Origin of the sequence: Cellulomonas sp. JZ18, assembly GCF_009720485.1 — a bacterium.
GTDB lineage: Bacteria > Actinomycetota > Actinomycetes > Actinomycetales > Cellulomonadaceae > Cellulomonas.
Window position 1 is genome coordinate 654,486 of sequence record NZ_CP045245.1, and the last position, 16,966, is coordinate 671,451.

Here is a 16,966-nt window from a genome sequence, read left to right on the forward strand (position 1 = left end):
CCTCAGGCGCACTGACCCGTGCGGGTCCCGCCGACCGTGACCGCCTCGACGCGCACGGCTCCCCGGTTGCCGCGGCACTCCAGGTCGCCCGCGACGTCCGTGTCGCCGACGACGACCGGGCCGTCGTTGTCGAGCAGGAGCAGGTCCCCGCCGTGCACGCTGCGGGTCGGCGGCAGGTCCGGGTCCCACTCGGCGCGGCTCTCGTGGTCGTCGACCCAGGCGAGGTGCCCGACGTCGACGGGCCCGCGGGCGTGCCGCACGGTGACGTCCGCGAGCACGACCGCCTCCGAGACCACCGTCGACCGCGCCCACGACACCGTCAGGCCCCGGTGCAGGTAGGACTGCCCGACGTCCACCCGGCCGCCGTGCACGTTGACCCAGCCGCCCACCTCCGCGCGCCGCACGTACAGGCCCTGCTCGACGACCCGCTCCGGCACGGCGACGTTGACGGCGCCCCCGACGCGCACGTCCCGCAGCACCACCTGGTCGGCCTTCCCCCGCACGCTGCGCGCGACCTCGCCGGTGGCCTGCAGGGACTGCGCCTCCTCGAGGACGATCCCGCCGTCCACGTGGGCGGAGCCCAGGGCGACCGCGGCGCCGCGCCGGACGACGACGTCGCCGTGGACGCGTCCCCCGGTGGCTCCCCACGAGTAGCTCGCGTGCACCACGACGTCCCCCAGCACGCGCACCTGGCGGGTGACGCAGTACCCGACGACGTGCAGGTCGCCCGGGACGACCGTGTGCGGGGGCAGCGCGTCGTAGCCGGTGCACCGCGTCACGGGGACCGCCCGCGGCACGCCGCCGGGACCGACCACCGCCGGCGCGGCGGCGCCCGCGGGTGCCGCGCCGGCCGCCGGCGGTGCCACCGCCGCCACCGCCGCCGTCGCCACCGCCGCCGCGACCGCGAGGACGACCGCCGCACGGCTGCGGCCTCTCCCTCCGCTCATGCGCACGTCCCCCTCCGCTCGCCGGCCACGTGCAGCCCGGTCGTGCGCACGGGCACCGGTGTGCGCTCGCACACGAGGTCGCCGGCGACGTCGAGGCGGTGCAGCACGACCGGCTTCGCGGCGTCCAGCACGAGCAGCGACCCGCCCACGGCGCCGAGCGGGTCGTCGGACGAGCGCACGCACGTGCCGTCGTCGGCCCGTCCGCCGACCCGGACGGCGCCGCGCGGGTGCCGGACGGTGACGTCCCCGGCCACCTGCGAGCCGCAGACGGCCGCGTGCTCGACCCACGAGAGCGTGAGCCCGCGCGCGGCGGTGAGCCCCACGGCGAGCACGCGTCCGGTGTGCAGGTTGACCCACCCGCCCACCCACGTGCCGCGCAGCGTCAGGCGCCGCTCCGGGGTGGTGCGCGGCGTCGCGAGGTTCACCGCGCCGTGCACCCGCGAGTACTGCAGCGACGTCCACTGCGCCGTCCCCCGCACGCTGCGGGCGACCGTCACGTCGGTCATCCACGCGTACAGCGCCCGGTCGAGCACCACCCCGCCGGCGACGTCGGTGCCGGTCATCTGCAGGAACCCGCCGGGCACCACGCGCACGTCCCCGCCGACGCGCCCCTGCGACACGGACGTCCGCCCGCCCGTCGCGAGGACGTGCATGTCGCCCAGCACGATCGTGTAGGGCAGCCGGCAGCCGTCGAGCACGACCACGTCACCGGGGACGAGGACGGGCGGGGTGACGCCCGCGGCGCACACCGCGGCGCCGGGTGGTGCGGCGCGGGGTGCGGCGTGGGCAGGCCCGACCGGCAGCAGCACCAGCAGCGCGGCGGCGAGGGCGAGCGAGACCGCCCGCCTCACGCGCACTGGCCCAGGCGGGCGCCACCGACGGTCGCGTCGGGGCCGACGGTCGGACGTCCCGAGTTGTCCCGGCAGTCGAGGTCCCCCGCGACGGACGTCGCGCGCACGACCGGTCGGCTCCGGTTGCGGTCGAGGACGAGCCCGGCGCCGAGGACGTTGGGGACCGCGGTGCCGTCGCCCGCGCAGCCCCCGGCCGTCGGACGACCGCCGATGCGGACGGCGCCCTGCGTGCCCAGGACGGTGACGTCGGCGAGCACGCGGGTGCCGCAGACGTGCACGGCGCGCGCCCAGGACGTCGTCAGGCCGCGGGAGAGCTCGGCGTCGACGACCTGCGGCGTGCCGCCGTGCACGTTGACCCAGCCGCCGCCGCGCGCCTGCTGCAGGACCAGCCGTGCCCCGGGCACGCCCTCGGGAGCGGCCACGTTGACCGCACCCGACACGTCGACCCGGCGCAGCCGCACGTCCGTGCCCTTGCCCCGCACGCTCCGCCCGACGGTGCCCCTCAGGTCCAGCGTCGCGACGCGGTCGAGGTGCACGCCGCCGCCGATCGTGCCGGCGAGCACCTCCGCGCGTGCACCCGGCCCGAGGTGCAGGTCGCCGGCGATGCGGCCGCCGAAGGACATGAAGTCGGTGGTCTGCACGTGCACGTCGCCGAGGACGGTCAGCGCCCGCACGTCGCAGCTCCCGGTCACCACGAGGTCCCCGGGCACGACCGTGGGCGGTCGCGCGTCCGCGCAGACGAACGGGTCGGGCACCGGCGCGGGGGCGGGCTCGGGCGGGGGCGCGTCCGCGCACTGCCCGGTGCGGGCGCCGCCGACCCGGACCGAGCCCTGCACGGCCGGGGGCGCCGCGTTGTCCGCGCAGACGAGGTCGCCCGCCACGTCGACGTGCCCGACCGTCACGGACCCCGCTGCACCGCGCACCGTGAGGTCGCCGCCGTACGGGCTCTGCTCCTGCTGCCCGTCGTCGAGCCACTCGGGCGGGCCGTCGACCTCCACCTCGTGCACGTCGCCGAGGTGCACCGCGCCCCGGGTGTCCTCGACCACCACGTCCTGCTCGACGCGCGTCTCGGCGACGACGACCCCGTGCACGTCGCTGAGCGTCAGCGCGTCGTGCAGCCAGGAGTTGGCGACCTCCGCGGTCCCGCCGACGACCGTCACCGGGCCCTGCACCTCCGCGTCGTGCATCCGGAACCCCGGGTCCGGGTTCTCGCTCGTCCGCACGGGCAGGCGCACGTCGACGAGGCCGCCCACCCGCGCGCCGATGCCGATCTCGGACGCCGTGCCGACGACGTCGCCGCCGACCGTCCCGTCGACGCGTGCCCACACGGGGTCGGTGAAGCGGACGTCGCCGCCGATCTGCGAGTAGCGCGCGGTGAACAGGACGCCGTCGGCGACGTGCACGTCCCCGTCGACGCGCGTGTCCCACAGGTACACGTCGGCGCCGCCCTCCCAGCCGCCGGAGTGCGGGCCCACGTGCACGTCCCCCTGCACCCACGTCTCGTACAGGTCGCAGCCCTCCGTCAGGTACACGTCGCCCCGCACGGTGGTGCCCTGCAGAGCGCCGGCGTTCTCGGCCGTGCACGTCAGCGCGGGCGCCGCCGCGACCGCCGGGGACGTCGGCCCGCCCGGCGGCGCCGGCGGTGCGTCGGCCGCCCCCGGCGCGGGCGCACCCGCCGTCAGCAGCAGCCCCGTCAGCGCGGCGAGCACCGCCGCGCGTGTCCTCGTCCTCAGCACGACTCCCCCTTGCGTCGGTCCTGCACAAGTCCCCGCGGGACGGTCAGGCGCACTGCCCCGTCCGCGCCCCGGCCACCGAGACGTCGTCCAGGACCGCCGTGCGGTGGTTGGCACGGCAGTCCACGCCGCCGCCCACGTCCGTGGTCCCGAGGACGACGAGCCCGCGGTTGCGCTCGAGCAGCACGTCGCCGAGCAGCGTGCTGCGCGCGGGCGTGCGCGTCCGGTCCCAGTGCGGCTCGACGGGCTGGTACCAGAGGTCGCCGACGTGCACGCTGCCGCCGGTGCCCGCGACCGTGACGTCGTCCTCGGCCCGGACCTCCGACACGACGACCGACCGCGCCCAGCGCACCGTCACCCCGCGGCGCAGCCACGCCTGGTGCAGCAGCACGTGCCCACCCTGCCGGTTGAGCCACCCGCCGACCTCCGCCCGGCGCACCGTCAGGAAGCCCGCCCCGTCGGTGCCGGGCGTCGACACGTTGACCGCCCCGGCCACCCGTACGTCGTGCAGGAGGAGGTCGTGCGCGAGGCCGCGCACGCTGCGTCCCACGTCCCCGGAGAGCGTCACCAGCCGGGGCCGGTCGAGGTGGACGCCACCCGCGATCTCGAGGGTCAGCTCGGCGCGCGTGCGCGGACCGATGTGGACGTCGCCGAGGACGCGCGAGAAGTAGACCCTGGTGACGACGTCGGCGCCGATGTGCAGGTCGCCGAGCACGGTCAGGCGGGAGACGGCGTCGCAGCCCGGCTCGACACGCAGGTCGCCCGGGACGACGGTGTGGACGACGAGGTCCAGGGAGTCGTCGCACACGACGGCCGGCGGCTGCGCGGGGGCGGGTGCCGCCGCGGCGGGGACGGCGAGCAGACCGGCCAGCAGCGCGAGCACCGCGGCCACCGCCCCGCGGCGCACGGTGCGCGTCCGGGCGCTCACGCGCACCGCCCGAGCCGGGCGCCGCCGACGGTCACGTCGCCGACGACGGGCGTGGTGGCGCCCCGGCAGTCGAGGTCCCCGGCGACGTCGGTGCCGTCGACGCGCACGTCCGGCCCGTTCTCGTGCAGGAGCAGGTTCGCGCCGAAGGCGTTGCGGACCGGGGGCGTGCCCGGCGAGCACGGAGGGAGCCAGGGTGCGCCGCTCACGTGCACGGGGCCGCGCGCGCGGCGGACGGTGACGTCGGCGAGCACGGACGTCCCGCACACCGCTGCCCGGCGCGCCCACGACATCGTGAGCCCGCGGCGCAGGGTCGAGACGGCGACGTCCTGCGTGCCCCCGTAGAGGTTGACCCAGCCGCCGACCTCGGCGCCGACGAGCCGCACGCCGGTGAGGGTCGTCGCCTCGGGCACCGCGACGTTGAGCGCCCCGCCGACGCGCGTGCGCTCGATCTCGACCCGCGCCGCCCGACCCCGGATGCTGCGGGCGACGGAGCCCGTGGTGAGGTACAGCCGGTCGACGTCGTCGAGGTGGATGCCGCCGCCGACGTGCACGCCGGTCAGGGCCGCGATGGCGCCGGGGGCGAGGTGCACGTCGCCGTCCGTCCGCCCGGCGCCGTTGAGGAAGAGCCGGCTGCCCGGCGTCGTGCGGATCTCGCCGAGCACCGCCGTGTACCCGAGGACGCATTGCCCGTCGACGAGCAGGTCGCCGGCGACGAGCACGGGTGCGTCACGGACGCCGCTGCACACCGTGACGGGAGAGGTGACCGGCTGCGCGGGTGCGGCGGCGGGCGGTGCGCCCTCGGCCGGCGAGGCCGTGCCGGCCACCGCCGCCACCAGCGCGACGACCAGCGCCGCCGCGCGGGGGCGTCGCCGCGTCACCGGTCGGGCCCGCTCGGCGCAGCCGTCGTCGTCCTGCTCCGTCGCATGGCGCCCCCTGCCGTCGTCCGGTGGGTCCAGCGTGGCGGGTCCGGGCGAATCGGGGAATACCGGGCGACGGTTTCACCCGCTCCCGTCCGACCGTCGGGACCGCTGCCATCCCGGTGCGTGGTCGGGGCTGGCCGTGGCGGCACCGCCGGGGCTAACCTCTCGGCCGTGTCCTGGTCCCGGGTGTGTTGTCGCTGAGCTGACGACCCCGCGCGCCCGCGGCCGACCGGCCCTCGTCGCGCACCCGGCACGACCCGAGGACCTCCTCCCGTGGCCCAGCCCGTTCTCGCGCGCACCCGCGCCCCGCACGTCCCCGCCGCTCCCGCCTCCTCCCGCGTGGAGGTCGCCGGTGCGGCCCCCGCTCCCGGTGCCGTCGAGCTGCGTCTCGACGCCGCCACCCTGACCGGGACCGGGGTGGCCCTCGCCGCCTCCCGCGCCGACGTCGTCCGCCTCGTCCACTCCGCGGCGCTGCCGACGCCGGCGTCCGTCCGCGCGCTCGTCGCGGTGCTCGAGGACGGGGTGCACGCCGTCGGCCGTGCTCGTTCCGACGTCCGGCTCGTGCTCGAGGTCGACGCGGTGGTCGCCGCCGACGAGGACGACGCCGCACGACGCCGCGAGCGGATCGCGTACGCCGAGGCGTTCTCCGGCGCGACCTGGGCCGCGACCGCGACGTGGCTCGTCGCGCCGGTGACCCGGCTGGTCGCCGAGGCCGCCGCCCTCGCCGCGCGCACGGGCGTCGACGCGGTCGCCCTCGCGCTCGTCGGCGCGTCCGCCGCGCACGCCCCCGCGGTCGCGGCGGCCGCGTCCGCCGGCTGACCCCGCCGTCGCCCGTGCACCGGGCGCGGCCTGCGGGGCTGCGGGTGCGGTGGCCGGGCGGCCTGCCTAGCGTGGCCGGGACGGCGCCACCCGGGTGCCGGAGCGGACGGGAGGCACCATGGCGCACGAACCGCAGCACCTCGACCGGGACGAGGGCGTCAGGAAGGTCGCCGAGCTCATCAAGGACGTCCGGATCGCGATGCTGACGACCGTGGACCCGTCGGGCGCGCTCGTGAGCCGGCCGATGGCCGTGCAGGACGTCGACTTCGACGGCGACCTGTGGTTCTTCACCGAGGCCGACAGCCACAAGACCGACGAGGTCCGTGGCGGCGGCCCGGCCAACGCGGCGTTCGCCGGGTCGACGCACTGGGTGTCGGTGTCGGGCACGGCCGAGGTCGTGCGCGACCAGGCGAAGATCGAGGAGCTGTGGGGCCCGGCCGCGGAGGCGTGGTTCCCCGACGGCCCGACGACGCCCGGCGTGGCCCTGATCAAGCTCGAGGCCGAGAGCGCGGAGTACTGGGAGTCGCCGGGCGGCCGGCTCGCGACGGCGATCAGCCTCGTCAAGGCGAAGGTGCGCGGCGAGCGGTACGACGGCGGGGAGAACGCCGAGGTCGACCTCAGCTGACCGACCTCAGCCGACCGACCCGAGCCGGTCGACCGGGTCCCGTCGACCGGGTCTGACGACCGCGCGGTGCCCGGCCCGGCGGGGCCGGGCACCGCGACCGGGCGACGTCAGGCCGGCGCGCCGACCAGCCCGTGCCGAGCGGCGAGCGCGCGCCCGGTGAGCGACGCCTCCACCGCGACGAGGTCCGCGGGCGGTCCGGCGAACACGACGGTCCCGCCCTCGGACCCCGCACCCGGCCCCATGTCGAGCACGTGGTCGGCGCGCGAGATCACGTCGAGGTTGTGCTCGATCACGACGACGGTGGAGCCCGCGTCGACGAACCGGTCGAGCAGGCCGATGAGCCGGTCGACGTCCGCCATGTGCAGGCCGCTGGTCGGCTCGTCGAGCACGTAGAGGTCGGCGGGGGAGCCGAGCTCGATCGCGAGCTTGAGCCGCTGGCGCTCCCCGCCGGACAGCGTCGACAGCGGCTGGCCGAGCGTGACGTAGCCGATGCCGACGTCGTCGAGGGCGGCGAGCGTCGCGGCGATCGCCTTCTCCGACCGCTCCGTGAAGAACTCGCGGGCGTCGGCCACCGACATCTCCAGCACGTCCGCGATGGACCGGCCGCGCAGGGTGTAGCCGAGCACCTCGTCGGTGAACCGGCGCCCGCCGCAGGTCTCGCACGGGCTCTTCATCGGCTCGAGCGTCCCGAGGTCGGTGTAGATGATGCCCAGGCCGTTGCAGGCCGGGCACGCGCCCTCGGAGTTCGCGCTGAACAGCGCCGGCTTGACGCCGTTCGCCTTGGCGAACGCCTTGCGGACGAGGTCCGCCATGCCGGTGAACGTGGCGGGGTTGGAGCGGCGCGAGCCGCGCGTGGTCGCCTGGTCGACGACGACCGCGTGCGGATGCTGGCGCGGCAGGACGCCGCGCACGAGCGAGCTCTTGCCGGAGCCCGCGACGCCGGTGACCGCGACGAGCACGCCGGTCGGGATCTCCACCGTGACGTCGCGCAGGTTGTGCAGCGTCGCGTGCGCGACGGTGAGCGACCCCGCTGGCGTGCGCGGGTCGGTCTTCAGCGGCTGGTGGCGCGCCATGTGCTCGCCCGTGACCGTCCCCGACGTGAGCAGGCCGGCGACGTCGCCCTCGTAGACGACGCGGCCGCCCGCCGCACCCGCGCCCGGGCCGACGTCGACCACGTGGTCCGCGATCTCGATGACCTCGGGCTTGTGCTCCACCACCAGCACGGTGTTGCCCTTGTCGGTGAGCGCGCGCAGCAGCTCGTTCATGCGGTGCACGTCGTGCGGGTGCAGGCCCGTGCTCGGCTCGTCGAAGACGTACGTGACGTCCGTCAGCGCCGAGCCCAGGTGACGCACCATCTTCACGCGCTGCGACTCCCCGCCGGACAGCGACGTGCTCTCGCGCGCGAGGCTCAGGTACCCGAGGCCGATGTGCACGAGCGCGTCGAGCCGGTCGGCGATGTCGTCGAGCAGGGGCCGGTACTCCGGGGCGTCGAGGTCGCGCACCCAGCGCGCGAGCTCGCTGACCTGCATGGCCGTGCACTCGGCGATGGACCGACCGCCGACCAGGCTGGTGCGCGCGGCCTCGCTCAGGCGCGTGCCGCCGCAGTCGGGGCACGCGCCGCGCGTCGAGATGCGCTCGACCGCGGCCCGCACGTGCGGCTGCAGCTGCTCCGGGTTCTTCGTCAGGTACGAGCGGCGCAGCTTGGTGATGAGGCCCTCGTACGTGAAGGACGCACCGCCCGCGTCGACCTTCGGCGGCTTGCCCTCCGGCCCGTGCAGGAGGATGCGGCGCTGCTCCGGGGTGTACGTGGAGATCTTCGCGTCGGGGTCGAAGAAGCCCGAGCTCACGAAGATCCGCCAGTACCACCCGTCGACCTGGTAGTTCGGGAAGTCGATCGCGCCCTCGTTCAGGCTCTTGTCCGGGTGGACCAGCGCGTCCTCGTCGATCGCCGCGACCGACCCGACGCCCTCGCAGCCCGGGCACCAGCCGCGCGGGTCGTTGAACGAGAACGCGGTCGGCGTGCCGAGGTTCGGCGTCCCGAGGCGCGCCCACAGGCGCCGGAGCATCGCGTAGGCGTCCGTGACGGTGCCGACGGTGGAGCGGGCGTTGCCGCCCATCGGCTCCTGGTCGACGACGATCGACGCGGTGAGGCCGGTCAGGGAGTCGGCGTCGGGCTGCGCGCTCTGCGGCAGGAAGTTCTGCACGAACGCGCTGTGGGTCTCGTTGAGCAGCCGCTGCGACTCGGCGGCGATCGTGTCGAACGCGATCGACGACTTGCCGGAGCCGGACACGCCGGTGAACACGGTGAGGCGGCGCTTGGGCACGTCGAGGTCGACGTCCTGCAGGTTGTTCTCACGGGCACCGCGGATGGCGATGACGTCGGGCACGGCTGCTCCTCGGGGCGGGGTGGGCGGCACGGCGGTACCGACCGGCGGGGGAGCCCGGAGTCACCGGGTCCCGGCCGGCCGGGGGACGCTTCGAGCGTACGGTTGACGTACACGTGCAGGGTTGCGGCAGAAGCGGCCAGGGGATGTCCGCGTCCGACCCTCAACTCCCGGGAGGTGGTGTGGGCGCTGGCTGGCGCACGGTCGACGTCGCGCGTGCCGCGGGCGTCTCCGCCCAGGCGGTGCGGCTGTACGCCGGGTACGGGGTGCTGGGGGAGGTGCCGCGGGCCGCGAACGGGTACCGCGCGTGGACGGCCCGGCACGCGGACCTCGCCGTCGCCTACCGCGCGCTCGCGGCCGCGTACGGGGGCGAGACGGCCCGGCGGGTCCTGCGCGCGGTGCACGCGGGCGAGCTGCGGTCCGCCTTCACCGCGGTCGACGCCGCGCACGCCGCGTGGCACGCCGAGCGTCAGCGCCTCGACCGCCTCGAGCGCGCGCTGGCCGAGCTCGCGGACGACGACCCCGGTGACGCCGGTGCCGTCGCGGCCGCGGCGTCCGAGGCGGCGGGGACGACCATGACCGTCGGCGAGGTGGCCGACGCGCTCGGCGTCCGCACGTCGGCGCTGCGCGTCTGGGAGGGCGCCGGCCTGCTCCGTCCGGCGCGGGACGCCCGGACGGGGCACCGCCGGTACTCCGACGCCGACGTCCGGGACGCCCGCGCGGTGCAGCTGCTGCGCAGCACCGGCGCCCCGCTGGAGGCGATCCGCCCGGTGCTGGACGCGTTGCGGGCGCACGCGGACGTCGCGACGCTGCGCGCCGCCGTCGACCGGCGCCGCGACGTGCTCGACGCGGTCGCCCGCGCGCGCGTCGCCGCGATCGCCCAGCTGCACCGCGTGCTGCCGCCGACCGCCTGAGCACCCCCGGCGCCAGCGTCCGCGGCCGTGCCGGGACACGTCCTCGCCGCCCGGACCGGCGCGACGCAGCCCGTCAGCGCGACAGCGTCGACAGCCCCCGCTCGAGGTCGTCCCGCAGGTCCTCGACGTCCTCCAGCCCGACCGAGAGCCGCACGGTCGCCTCCCCGATGCCGACCGCCGCCCGACCGGCGGCGCCGAGCTTGCGGTGCGTCGTCGTGGCCGGGTGCGTCGCGATCGACTTCGCGTCGCCCAGGTTGTTCGAGATGTCCACCACGCGCAGCGCGTCGAGCACGCCGAACGTCGCCTTCTTCGCCACGTCGGCGCTCGCGTCGCCGGGCACCGCGAGGTCGAACGTCACGACCGTGCCGCCGCCGCTCTGCTGCGCCCGGGCCAGGTCGTGCTGCGGGTGCGAGGGAAGGAACGGGTAGCGCACGCGCGCCACGCCCGGGTGCTGCTCGAGCCACGTCGCGAGCTCGAGCGCGGACGCCGCCTGGTGGCGCACGCGCACGCTCATCGTCTCCAGGCCCTTGAGCAGGACCCAGGCGTTGAACGGCGACAGCGACGGTCCCGTGTTGCGGATGAGGGTCTGCACGGGGCCGTGGACGAACCCCTCGGACCCGAGGATCGCGCCGCCGAGCACGCGGCCCTGCCCGTCGATGTGCTTGGTCGCGGAGTACACGACGACGTCGGCGCCGTGCTCCAGCGGCCGGGAGAACACGGGCGTGGCGAACACGTTGTCGACGACGACGACGGCGCCGGCCGCGTGCGCGAGGCGGCTGACGGCGGCGATGTCGACCAGGTCCTGCATGGGGTTCGACGGCGTCTCGAAGAACACCACGTCGGCGGGTGTGGCGAGCGCGGCCTCCCACTGCTCGGGCACGTGGCCGTCGACGTAGTCGGTCCGCACGCCCCACTTCGCGAGGATCTCGTCGAAGATGACGACCGACGAGCCGAACAGCGCGCGCGCCGCGACCACGCGCGACCCCTGGCGCACGAGCGCGGCGAGCGTCGTGAACACCGCGGACATGCCGGTCGCCGTCGCGTACGCGGCCTCGGCGCCGTCGAGCAGGCGCAGGCGCTCCTCGAACGTGGAGACCGTCGGGTTCCCGTACCGGGAGTAGAGGAAGCGGTCGACCTCGCCCGCGAAGCCCGCCTCGGCCTCCGCGGCGGACGCGTACGCGTACCCCTGCGTGAGGAACAGGCCCTCGGAGAGCTCGCCGAACCCGCTGCGGACCAGCCCGCCGCGCACCGCGAGGGTGTCGGGGCGCAGGGTGGAGCGGTCGGTGCGGTGGTCGTCCCAGTCACCGGGCCCCGGGACGCGCGCGCTCACGGCTGCACCCACGGCAGGCCGGCGGCGCGCCAGCCCTCGTGCCCGCGGTGGCCGTCCGGGCCGGTCGGGCCCTCGAAGCCCTCCAGCACGTTGTACGCCGGGCCGAAGCCCGCCGCGGTGGCCGCCTGGGCGGCACCGATCGACCGCTGGCCCGAGCGGCACAGGAACACGACCGGCCGGCCGTCGCCCGGCGTCACGCCGGTAGCCGCGAGCTGGTCGAGGAACTGCGGGTTGGGACGCCCGGACGGGTACGAGACCCACTCGACGAGCGCGGCGTGCCGGCCGAGCTCGCGCAGGTCCGGCACGCCGACGTACCGCCACTCGGCGTCGGTGCGCACGTCGACGAGCACGGCGTCCGGCTCCTCGCGCAGCAGCTCCCAGGCCTGCGTCGGCGTGATGTCGCCCGCGTACCCCGCGGCGGGGCGTGGCTGCACGGCCATGCGTCCTCCCATCGGTCTGGCGGTAGCACCCTCGTCCGGGCCCGTGCGGGTCCCGCGGGTTGCTGCGGCGTCGTCGAGCCAGATCTCTCGGCCGCTCTGGATGGTCGCCGGTGATGCTACGCCGGACGCGGAGGGGCGCGGCCGCGCGTCTCACGACGGCGCCGCCCCGCCGAGCGCGCCACTCGTCGGGCGAGCGCGCCAGTCATGTCCGGTGCGCTCGGCCGGTACCGGGCGCGCTCGGCGCGACGGGTCCGTCCGGGTGACGGGGTCGTGAGACGGGGCGTCTCGGATCGAGAGACGGACGGCGTGTCCGCGTTGACACCCGCCGCGGCGCACGCCGATCCTCGACGCAGGTCATGAGCGCCAGCGCGAAGCCCCGGCTCGCTGGCCGGCAACCCTCCTCCGCGGTGGGGTGCCCCGGGTGACGACCTGGCCGCGCGCCGCCCGGTGCCGGCAAGCGCGGGACCCGCGGGGTCCCTCCGGCAGTGGAGGTACGCATGACCACGATCACCGAGCTCCTCGCGTGTGCGGACGAGGTGTCCGGCACCGCCACCGCCCCCGTCGCCGCGGCGCCGGGCGTCGGACCCCTCCTGCCCGTCGTGGGCGCCTCGACGACCGTCCCGCTCGTGGACGGCACGAGCCGCACCTACGCGAACCTCGACTGCGCCGCGAGCGCGCCCGCGCTCGAGTCCGTCGCGGCCCGCGTCGCCGAGGTCCTGCCGCTGTACGCGTCGGTGCACCGCGGTGCGGGCTACCTCTCGCAGGTCTCCACCGCCCTCTACGAGGCGTCCCGCCAGGCCGTCGCCCGCTTCGTCGGTGCCCGCGAGGACGACGTCTGCGTCATCACGCGCAACACGACGGACTCGCTCAACCTCCTGGCCGGGGTCGTCCCGGACGGTGGTCGCGTGCTCGTCCTCGACGTGGAGCACCACGCGAACCTGCTGCCCTGGGTGCAGCGCGGCACGGGTGCGCACGCGGGCGAGACCCGCACGGCCACCGTGCTCGCGCTGCGGCCCACCGTCGCGCAGACGCTGGCCGCGCTCCGCGAGGAGCTCGCGCGCACGCCCTACGCGCTGCTGGCGCTCACCGGCGCGTCGAACGTGACCGGCGAGGCCCTCCCGCTGGCCGAGGTCGTCGCGCTCGCCCACGCCACCGGCACCCGGGTCGCGGTCGACGGTGCGCAGCTGGTGCCGCACCGCGGCTTCTCGCTCGCGGCGACGGGCGTCGACTACGTCGCGTTCTCCGGGCACAAGACGTACGCCCCCTACGGCGCGGGCGCGCTCGTGGGCCGCCGGGACTGGCTCGACACCGGGACCCCGTACCTCGCCGGCGGCGGCGCGGTGCGCGACGTGCGCGCGGACCGCACCCTGTGGCAGCCGGCCCCGGCGCGGCACGAGGCGGGCTCGCCGAACGTCATCGGCGCGATCGCCCTCGCGCAGGCGTGCGACACGCTCGCCGAGCTGCCGGCCGGCGCGCTGGAGGCGCACGAGCAGGCGCTGCGCACCCGCCTCGTCGAGGGGCTGGCGACGATCGACGGCGTGCGCGTCGCCCGCATCTGGCCGGACTCGACGGACCCCGTCGGCGTCGTCACGTTCACCGTGGGCGACCTCAACCCCGGCCTGGTCGCCGCCTACCTGTCCGCCGAGCACGGCATCGGCGTGCGCGACGGCCGCTTCTGCGCCCACCCGCTGCTCGCGCACCTCGGCGCGTCCCAGGGGGCGGTCCGCGCGTCCATCGGCGTCGGCACCACCGCGGAGCACGTCGACCGGCTCGTCACGGCGCTGGCGGCGCTCGTGGCGCGCGGCACGGGCGCCGGGTACGAGGTGGTGGACGGCTGCTGGTCGGTCGTCGACGACCCGCGGCCCCTCGTCGAGGTGCGCGGCCTGGACCACCTCGCGGCGACCGCGGCCGCCGCGTGCGGACCGGCCGTCGACGACTGAGCCACGCCCCCCGCGAGCGGCGGCCCCGGCCGGCTCGCGACCTCAGCCCGCGAGCCGCCGCGCCGCCCGGCGCAGCATCGCGGTCACGACCACGGGGTGCACCACCTGGACGACGCCGAAGTACAGCCGGCCCCGCCACCCGTGCAGACGGACCGCGGTCGTGACGCGCACGAGCCGGGCCGGCACGTCCACGGCGACGCCGCACCGGAAGTCGAGGTGGACGTCGTCGTGCGCGATCAGCGCCTCGTCACCGGACACCTCCGTGACCGCGAACGCGTCCCGCGGGGCCGGCGGGATCCGCAGCAGCGGGACGAGCGCCTGCCGCACCGCCAGCGCGGCGAGCACCCACCGCGGCATGGCCGCGGGCGAGAAGACCGTGCGGGCCCACGTCTGCGGGTCCGTCGGTGCGCCGGCGGGCAGCGGGGCGATGACCGCGTCGGCGAAGTCGGGCGCGGGCACGTCGCGCAGGGCCAGGGACCAGGGCGGTGACGGGGCGTCGGTGGGCTGCACGGCGGCGACGCTAGCGCGGGCCACCTGAGACGACGCCGAGCCGGCCGGCGCACGCGTGCCACCCTGCGGACGTGGAGCACGACATCGTCCTCACCGGTCACGGCGTCCGCCTCGTCCCGCTCGCGCACGAGCACGCGGCCGACCTCCTCGCGTTCACCGACGAGACCGTCTGGCGCGGCATGTCGTCCCCGACGCCGCGCACGCTCACCGACATGACCCGGGACGTCGCGGCGGCGCTCACCGCGCCGGGGCGCTACGCGTTCGCCGTGCTGGACGACGCCACCGGCCGGGTCCTCGGCTCGACGTCCTTCTACGACGTCGACCTGCGGATCGGGCGCCTGGAGGTCGGGCACACCTGGTACCACCCCGCGGTGTGGGGGACGACGGTGAACCCGGCGTGCAAGCTCCTGCTGATGACGCACGCGTTCGAGACGTGGGGCGTCGTGCGCGTCGCGTACCGCGTCGACGAGCGCAACCACAGGTCGATCGCCGCGGTGACCAAGCTGGGGGCCGTCCCCGAGGGCGGCTGCGCGACCACCGCCTGCGGCCCGACGGGTCGCGCGGCGCGTCGATGTACTTCTCCGTCCTGGCCGACGAGTGGCCGGGCGTGCGGGACCGCCTGCGCACCCGGCTCGGCGGCGAGGCGGTGCCGGACGACCGCACGCACCTGCTGCTGATCGGCGGACGCTCCGGCGTGGGCAGGTCCACCGTGGCGTCCGCGGTGCACGACCTGCTCACCGCCCGGGACGTGCGGCACGCGGTCGTGGAGGGCGACGCGCTCGACCTCGCGCACCCGGCGCCGTGGGAGCACGGCGTCGCGGCCGCGAACCTGGCGGACGTGTGGCGTCGCTACCGGGCGCTCGGCTACCGCCGGCTCGTCGTGACGAACACGGTCAGCGTGCTCGAGGCGGACGTGCTCGCGGCGGCGGTCGGCGACCGACCGCACGTGACGTCGGTGCTGCTCACGGCCTCCGACACCACGGCCCACGAGCGCCTCGCGCGCCGGGAGCGGGGTGCGTCGCTGGTCGTGCACGTCGGGCGGTCCGACGCCGCCGCGGTCCGGCTGGACCAGGAGGCGGGCCCCGGCGTCCACCGCGTCCCCACCGACGACCGCACCCCGAGGACGTCGCGGCGCAGGTGCTGCGCCTCGCAGGCTGGTGAGGGTGCGGGCGCCGGCCCGCGGTCGGAAGGTGGGGTCGGGTCCAGACTCGGGAGGCCAGGTGCGCACCACGCAGATCGTCCTCAACGGCGTGCTCGCGCTGTGCGGGCTGCTGCTCCTGACCCTCCCGGCGGCGTCGGCGTTCACCCGCGTGTGCGGCGGGCTCATGGCGCTGTGCGGCGTCGTCGCCGTCGTGGTGCACGCCCGCGTCCGGCGACGGGAGCGCCGCGAGCCGTGACCCGGTGCCCGGCGAGGCGTCGCCGCGTCAGCGCACCCGCAGGCCCAGGTGCGCGGCGAGCAGCGGCGCGAGGTCGAGCAGCTGGTCGCTGCTGATCGTGGCGCCGGCCAGGCCCCCGACGCCGTCGACGGCGCCGCTGAGGCGGGCGCCGCGCAGGTCGACGTCGCGCAGCCGGGCGTCCGAGGTGTCGAGGCGGCGGACGTCGCAGTCGACGACGACGAGCTTCCTCACGCTCGCGCCCGACAGGTCCAGGTCGCCGAGCGTGACGCGCTCCAGGCGCAGGTCGTCGACGGTCGCGCCCCGCAGGTCCAGGTAGTCGACCTTGCCGCCGACCACCCGGACGCGGACGAGCTCGGCGGCCGACGTGCCGAGCGCCCCGAGGCGCACGTCGGTGAGCGTCACGTCCCGCCACGCGGACCCCGCAGCGCGCACGTCCCCCGCCTGCACGCGCGTCCACGTCGTGTCGAGCAGGCGCGCGTGGTCCAGGCGCAGGCCGTCGGCCCGGCAGTCGGTGAGGTCGCACTCGAGGAACCGCGCACCGGCCGCGTCCCGGCCGGACAGGTCGAGGCCCGCGAAGGTCAGGGCGTCGAGGTCGGCGTCGGGGACGAGGTCGTCGGCGGTGGCGTCCACGCCGGTGAGCCTGGCACGGACCACCGACACGCCACGAGGCCCCGGACGGACGCGCAGGGCGGTCAGGCCATCGACGCGAGCAGCGCGCGGCAGGCCGCCTCGCACCGCCGGCACGCCTGCGCGCAGACGCGGCAGTGCTCGTGCATCCCCGCGTGCTGCTCGCACTCCTCGGCGCACTGCCCGCACGCGGTCGCGCACGCCTCCAGCAGCGCGGCGACGAGCTTGAGGTCCGGGTCGGTCTGACGGCTGAGCACGGCCGCCGTCGCCGCGCAGACGTCGGCACAGTCCGCGTCGAGGCGGATGCAGGCCCGCAGGTCCGCGACGTGCTCCTCGCCGAGGCACGCGTCGGCGCACGCGGTGCACGTCTGGGCGCACTCGAGGCAGGCCTCGATGCAGGCGACGAGCTCGTCCGCGGGGCGAAGGGCTCGCCGGGGTACGTGTCGACCATCTGGCGCGTGCTGCTCACGGTGCCTCCTCGCGGCCCGCCGCGGCCGGTGCCCCGGCTCGGAGGACGACGGGCGTCCTCGCCACGGTAGGACGGCCCGCTGCCGCCCGCCCGGCGGCGGCCACGCCCGCACCCGTCCGGGTCCGTGCCCGC

At 76.7% G+C, this 16,966-nt stretch carries 17 protein-coding genes and 2 riboswitches; of the genes, 6 read left to right on the plus strand and 11 right to left on the minus strand.

The genetic code is table 11. The features are described from left to right. Window positions 1–2: 2 nt before the first annotated feature. From GC089_RS02955 to GC089_RS02975, 5 genes are read right to left on the minus strand one after another with little or no spacing between them, the layout of a single operon-like run. Window positions 3–947, minus strand: coding sequence for a hypothetical protein (locus GC089_RS02955; protein ID WP_155376411.1), 945 nt, complete (start codon window positions 945–947; stop codon window positions 3–5). Continuing rightward, window positions 944–1,798, minus strand: a complete 855-nt coding sequence (locus GC089_RS02960) for a hypothetical protein (protein ID WP_155376412.1) — start codon at window positions 1,796–1,798, stop codon at window positions 944–946. The genes GC089_RS02955 and GC089_RS02960 overlap by 4 nt, the downstream gene beginning before the upstream one ends. Then, a complete protein-coding gene (locus GC089_RS02965; protein ID WP_155376413.1) occupies window positions 1,795–3,534 on the minus strand; it encodes a hypothetical protein in 1,740 nt (579 codons plus the stop codon). The genes GC089_RS02960 and GC089_RS02965 overlap by 4 nt, the downstream gene beginning before the upstream one ends. Before the next feature lie 43 nt (window positions 3,535–3,577). Further along, window positions 3,578–4,459 carry a hypothetical protein gene (locus tag GC089_RS02970; protein ID WP_155376414.1) on the minus strand — a complete coding sequence of 294 codons (882 nt, stop codon included), beginning with the start codon at window positions 4,457–4,459 and terminating at the stop codon, window positions 3,578–3,580. Next, window positions 4,456–5,337 (minus strand): hypothetical protein, encoded by an 882-nt coding sequence (locus tag GC089_RS02975; RefSeq protein WP_155376415.1) that lies wholly within the window; start codon window positions 5,335–5,337, stop codon window positions 4,456–4,458. Before GC089_RS02975 ends, GC089_RS02970 begins: the two co-directional genes overlap by 4 nt. 315 nt (window positions 5,338–5,652) lie before the next feature. Between GC089_RS02975 and GC089_RS02980 the strand changes: the two genes are divergently transcribed. Together GC089_RS02980 and GC089_RS02985 are read left to right on the plus strand one after the other, a co-directional pair. Then, window positions 5,653–6,198, plus strand: a complete 546-nt coding sequence (locus GC089_RS02980; RefSeq protein ID WP_155376416.1) for an LLM class flavin-dependent oxidoreductase — start codon at window positions 5,653–5,655, stop codon at window positions 6,196–6,198. Window positions 6,199–6,316: 118 nt separating this feature from the next. Then, the gene (locus tag GC089_RS02985) at window positions 6,317–6,823 is read left to right on the plus strand and encodes a pyridoxamine 5'-phosphate oxidase family protein (RefSeq protein ID WP_155376417.1); all 507 of its coding nucleotides are present in this window, start codon (window positions 6,317–6,319) and stop codon (window positions 6,821–6,823) included. A gap of 107 nt (window positions 6,824–6,930) precedes the next feature. Here GC089_RS02985 and GC089_RS02990 read toward each other — a convergent pair whose 3' ends face one another. Next, window positions 6,931–9,210 (minus strand): excinuclease ABC subunit UvrA, encoded by a 2,280-nt coding sequence (locus tag GC089_RS02990; protein WP_155376418.1) that lies wholly within the window; start codon window positions 9,208–9,210, stop codon window positions 6,931–6,933. Window positions 9,211–9,389: 179 nt separating this feature from the next. Between GC089_RS02990 and GC089_RS02995 the strand changes: the two genes are divergently transcribed. Beyond that, entirely contained in the window at window positions 9,390–10,121 is a 732-nt protein-coding gene (locus GC089_RS02995) for a MerR family transcriptional regulator (protein WP_196250800.1), read from the plus strand. A 73-nt stretch (window positions 10,122–10,194) separates the two neighbouring features. On the opposite strand, the gene GC089_RS03000 is transcribed toward GC089_RS02995, so the two are convergent. Continuing rightward, window positions 10,195–11,451 carry an O-succinylhomoserine sulfhydrylase gene (locus GC089_RS03000; protein ID WP_155376420.1) on the minus strand — a complete coding sequence of 419 codons (1,257 nt, stop codon included), beginning with the start codon at window positions 11,449–11,451 and terminating at the stop codon, window positions 10,195–10,197. Beyond that, a complete protein-coding gene (locus tag GC089_RS03005) occupies window positions 11,448–11,891 on the minus strand; it encodes a rhodanese-like domain-containing protein (RefSeq protein ID WP_155376421.1) in 444 nt (147 codons plus the stop codon). Before GC089_RS03005 ends, GC089_RS03000 begins: the two co-directional genes overlap by 4 nt. Window positions 11,892–11,896: 5 nt before the next feature. Next, window positions 11,897–11,998: riboswitch (SAM riboswitch) on the minus strand. A 245-nt stretch (window positions 11,999–12,243) separates the two neighbouring features. Continuing rightward, window positions 12,244–12,357, plus strand: a riboswitch (SAM riboswitch). Window positions 12,358–12,388: 31 nt separating this feature from the next. On the opposite strand from GC089_RS03005, the gene GC089_RS03010 reads away from it, so the two are divergent. Continuing rightward, on the plus strand, window positions 12,389–13,831 hold the full coding sequence (locus GC089_RS03010) for an aminotransferase class V-fold PLP-dependent enzyme (protein WP_155376422.1): 1,443 nt from the start codon (window positions 12,389–12,391) through the stop codon (window positions 13,829–13,831). 42 nt (window positions 13,832–13,873) lie between these two features. Here the strand turns inward: GC089_RS03010 and GC089_RS03015 are convergent, their stop codons facing one another. Then, window positions 13,874–14,341 (minus strand): DUF2867 domain-containing protein, encoded by a 468-nt coding sequence (locus GC089_RS03015; RefSeq protein ID WP_155376423.1) that lies wholly within the window; start codon window positions 14,339–14,341, stop codon window positions 13,874–13,876. A 71-nt stretch (window positions 14,342–14,412) separates the two neighbouring features. Here GC089_RS03015 and GC089_RS03020 point away from each other — a divergent pair, with 71 nt between their 5' ends. Together GC089_RS03020 and GC089_RS18325 are read left to right on the plus strand one after the other, a co-directional pair. Further along, window positions 14,413–15,018, plus strand: a complete 606-nt coding sequence (locus GC089_RS03020) for a GNAT family N-acetyltransferase (protein WP_230685024.1) — start codon at window positions 14,413–14,415, stop codon at window positions 15,016–15,018. A gap of 543 nt (window positions 15,019–15,561) precedes the next feature. Next, the gene (locus GC089_RS18325; protein ID WP_196250940.1) at window positions 15,562–15,738 is read left to right on the plus strand and encodes a hypothetical protein; all 177 of its coding nucleotides are present in this window, start codon (window positions 15,562–15,564) and stop codon (window positions 15,736–15,738) included. Window positions 15,739–15,765: 27 nt separating this feature from the next. Here the strand turns inward: GC089_RS18325 and GC089_RS03025 are convergent, their stop codons facing one another. Beyond that, window positions 15,766–16,368, minus strand: a complete 603-nt coding sequence (locus GC089_RS03025; RefSeq protein WP_155376424.1) for a pentapeptide repeat-containing protein — start codon at window positions 16,366–16,368, stop codon at window positions 15,766–15,768. A 62-nt stretch (window positions 16,369–16,430) separates the two neighbouring features. Continuing rightward, entirely contained in the window at window positions 16,431–16,760 is a 330-nt protein-coding gene (locus GC089_RS03030; protein WP_155378900.1) for a four-helix bundle copper-binding protein, read from the minus strand. Window positions 16,761–16,966: the final 206 nt, after the last annotated feature.

Coding starts and splice junctions, on each gene's coding strand:
- GC089_RS03010 (WP_155376422.1), top strand. CDS start 12,389: ATGACCACGATCACCGAGCTCCTCGCGTGTGCGGACGAGGTGTCCGGC.
- GC089_RS02955 (WP_155376411.1), bottom strand. CDS start 947: ATGAGCGGAGGGAGAGGCCGCAGCCGTGCGGCGGTCGTCCTCGCGGTC.
- GC089_RS02985 (WP_155376417.1), top strand. CDS start 6,317: ATGGCGCACGAACCGCAGCACCTCGACCGGGACGAGGGCGTCAGGAAG.
- GC089_RS03005 (WP_155376421.1), bottom strand. CDS start 11,891: ATGGCCGTGCAGCCACGCCCCGCCGCGGGGTACGCGGGCGACATCACG.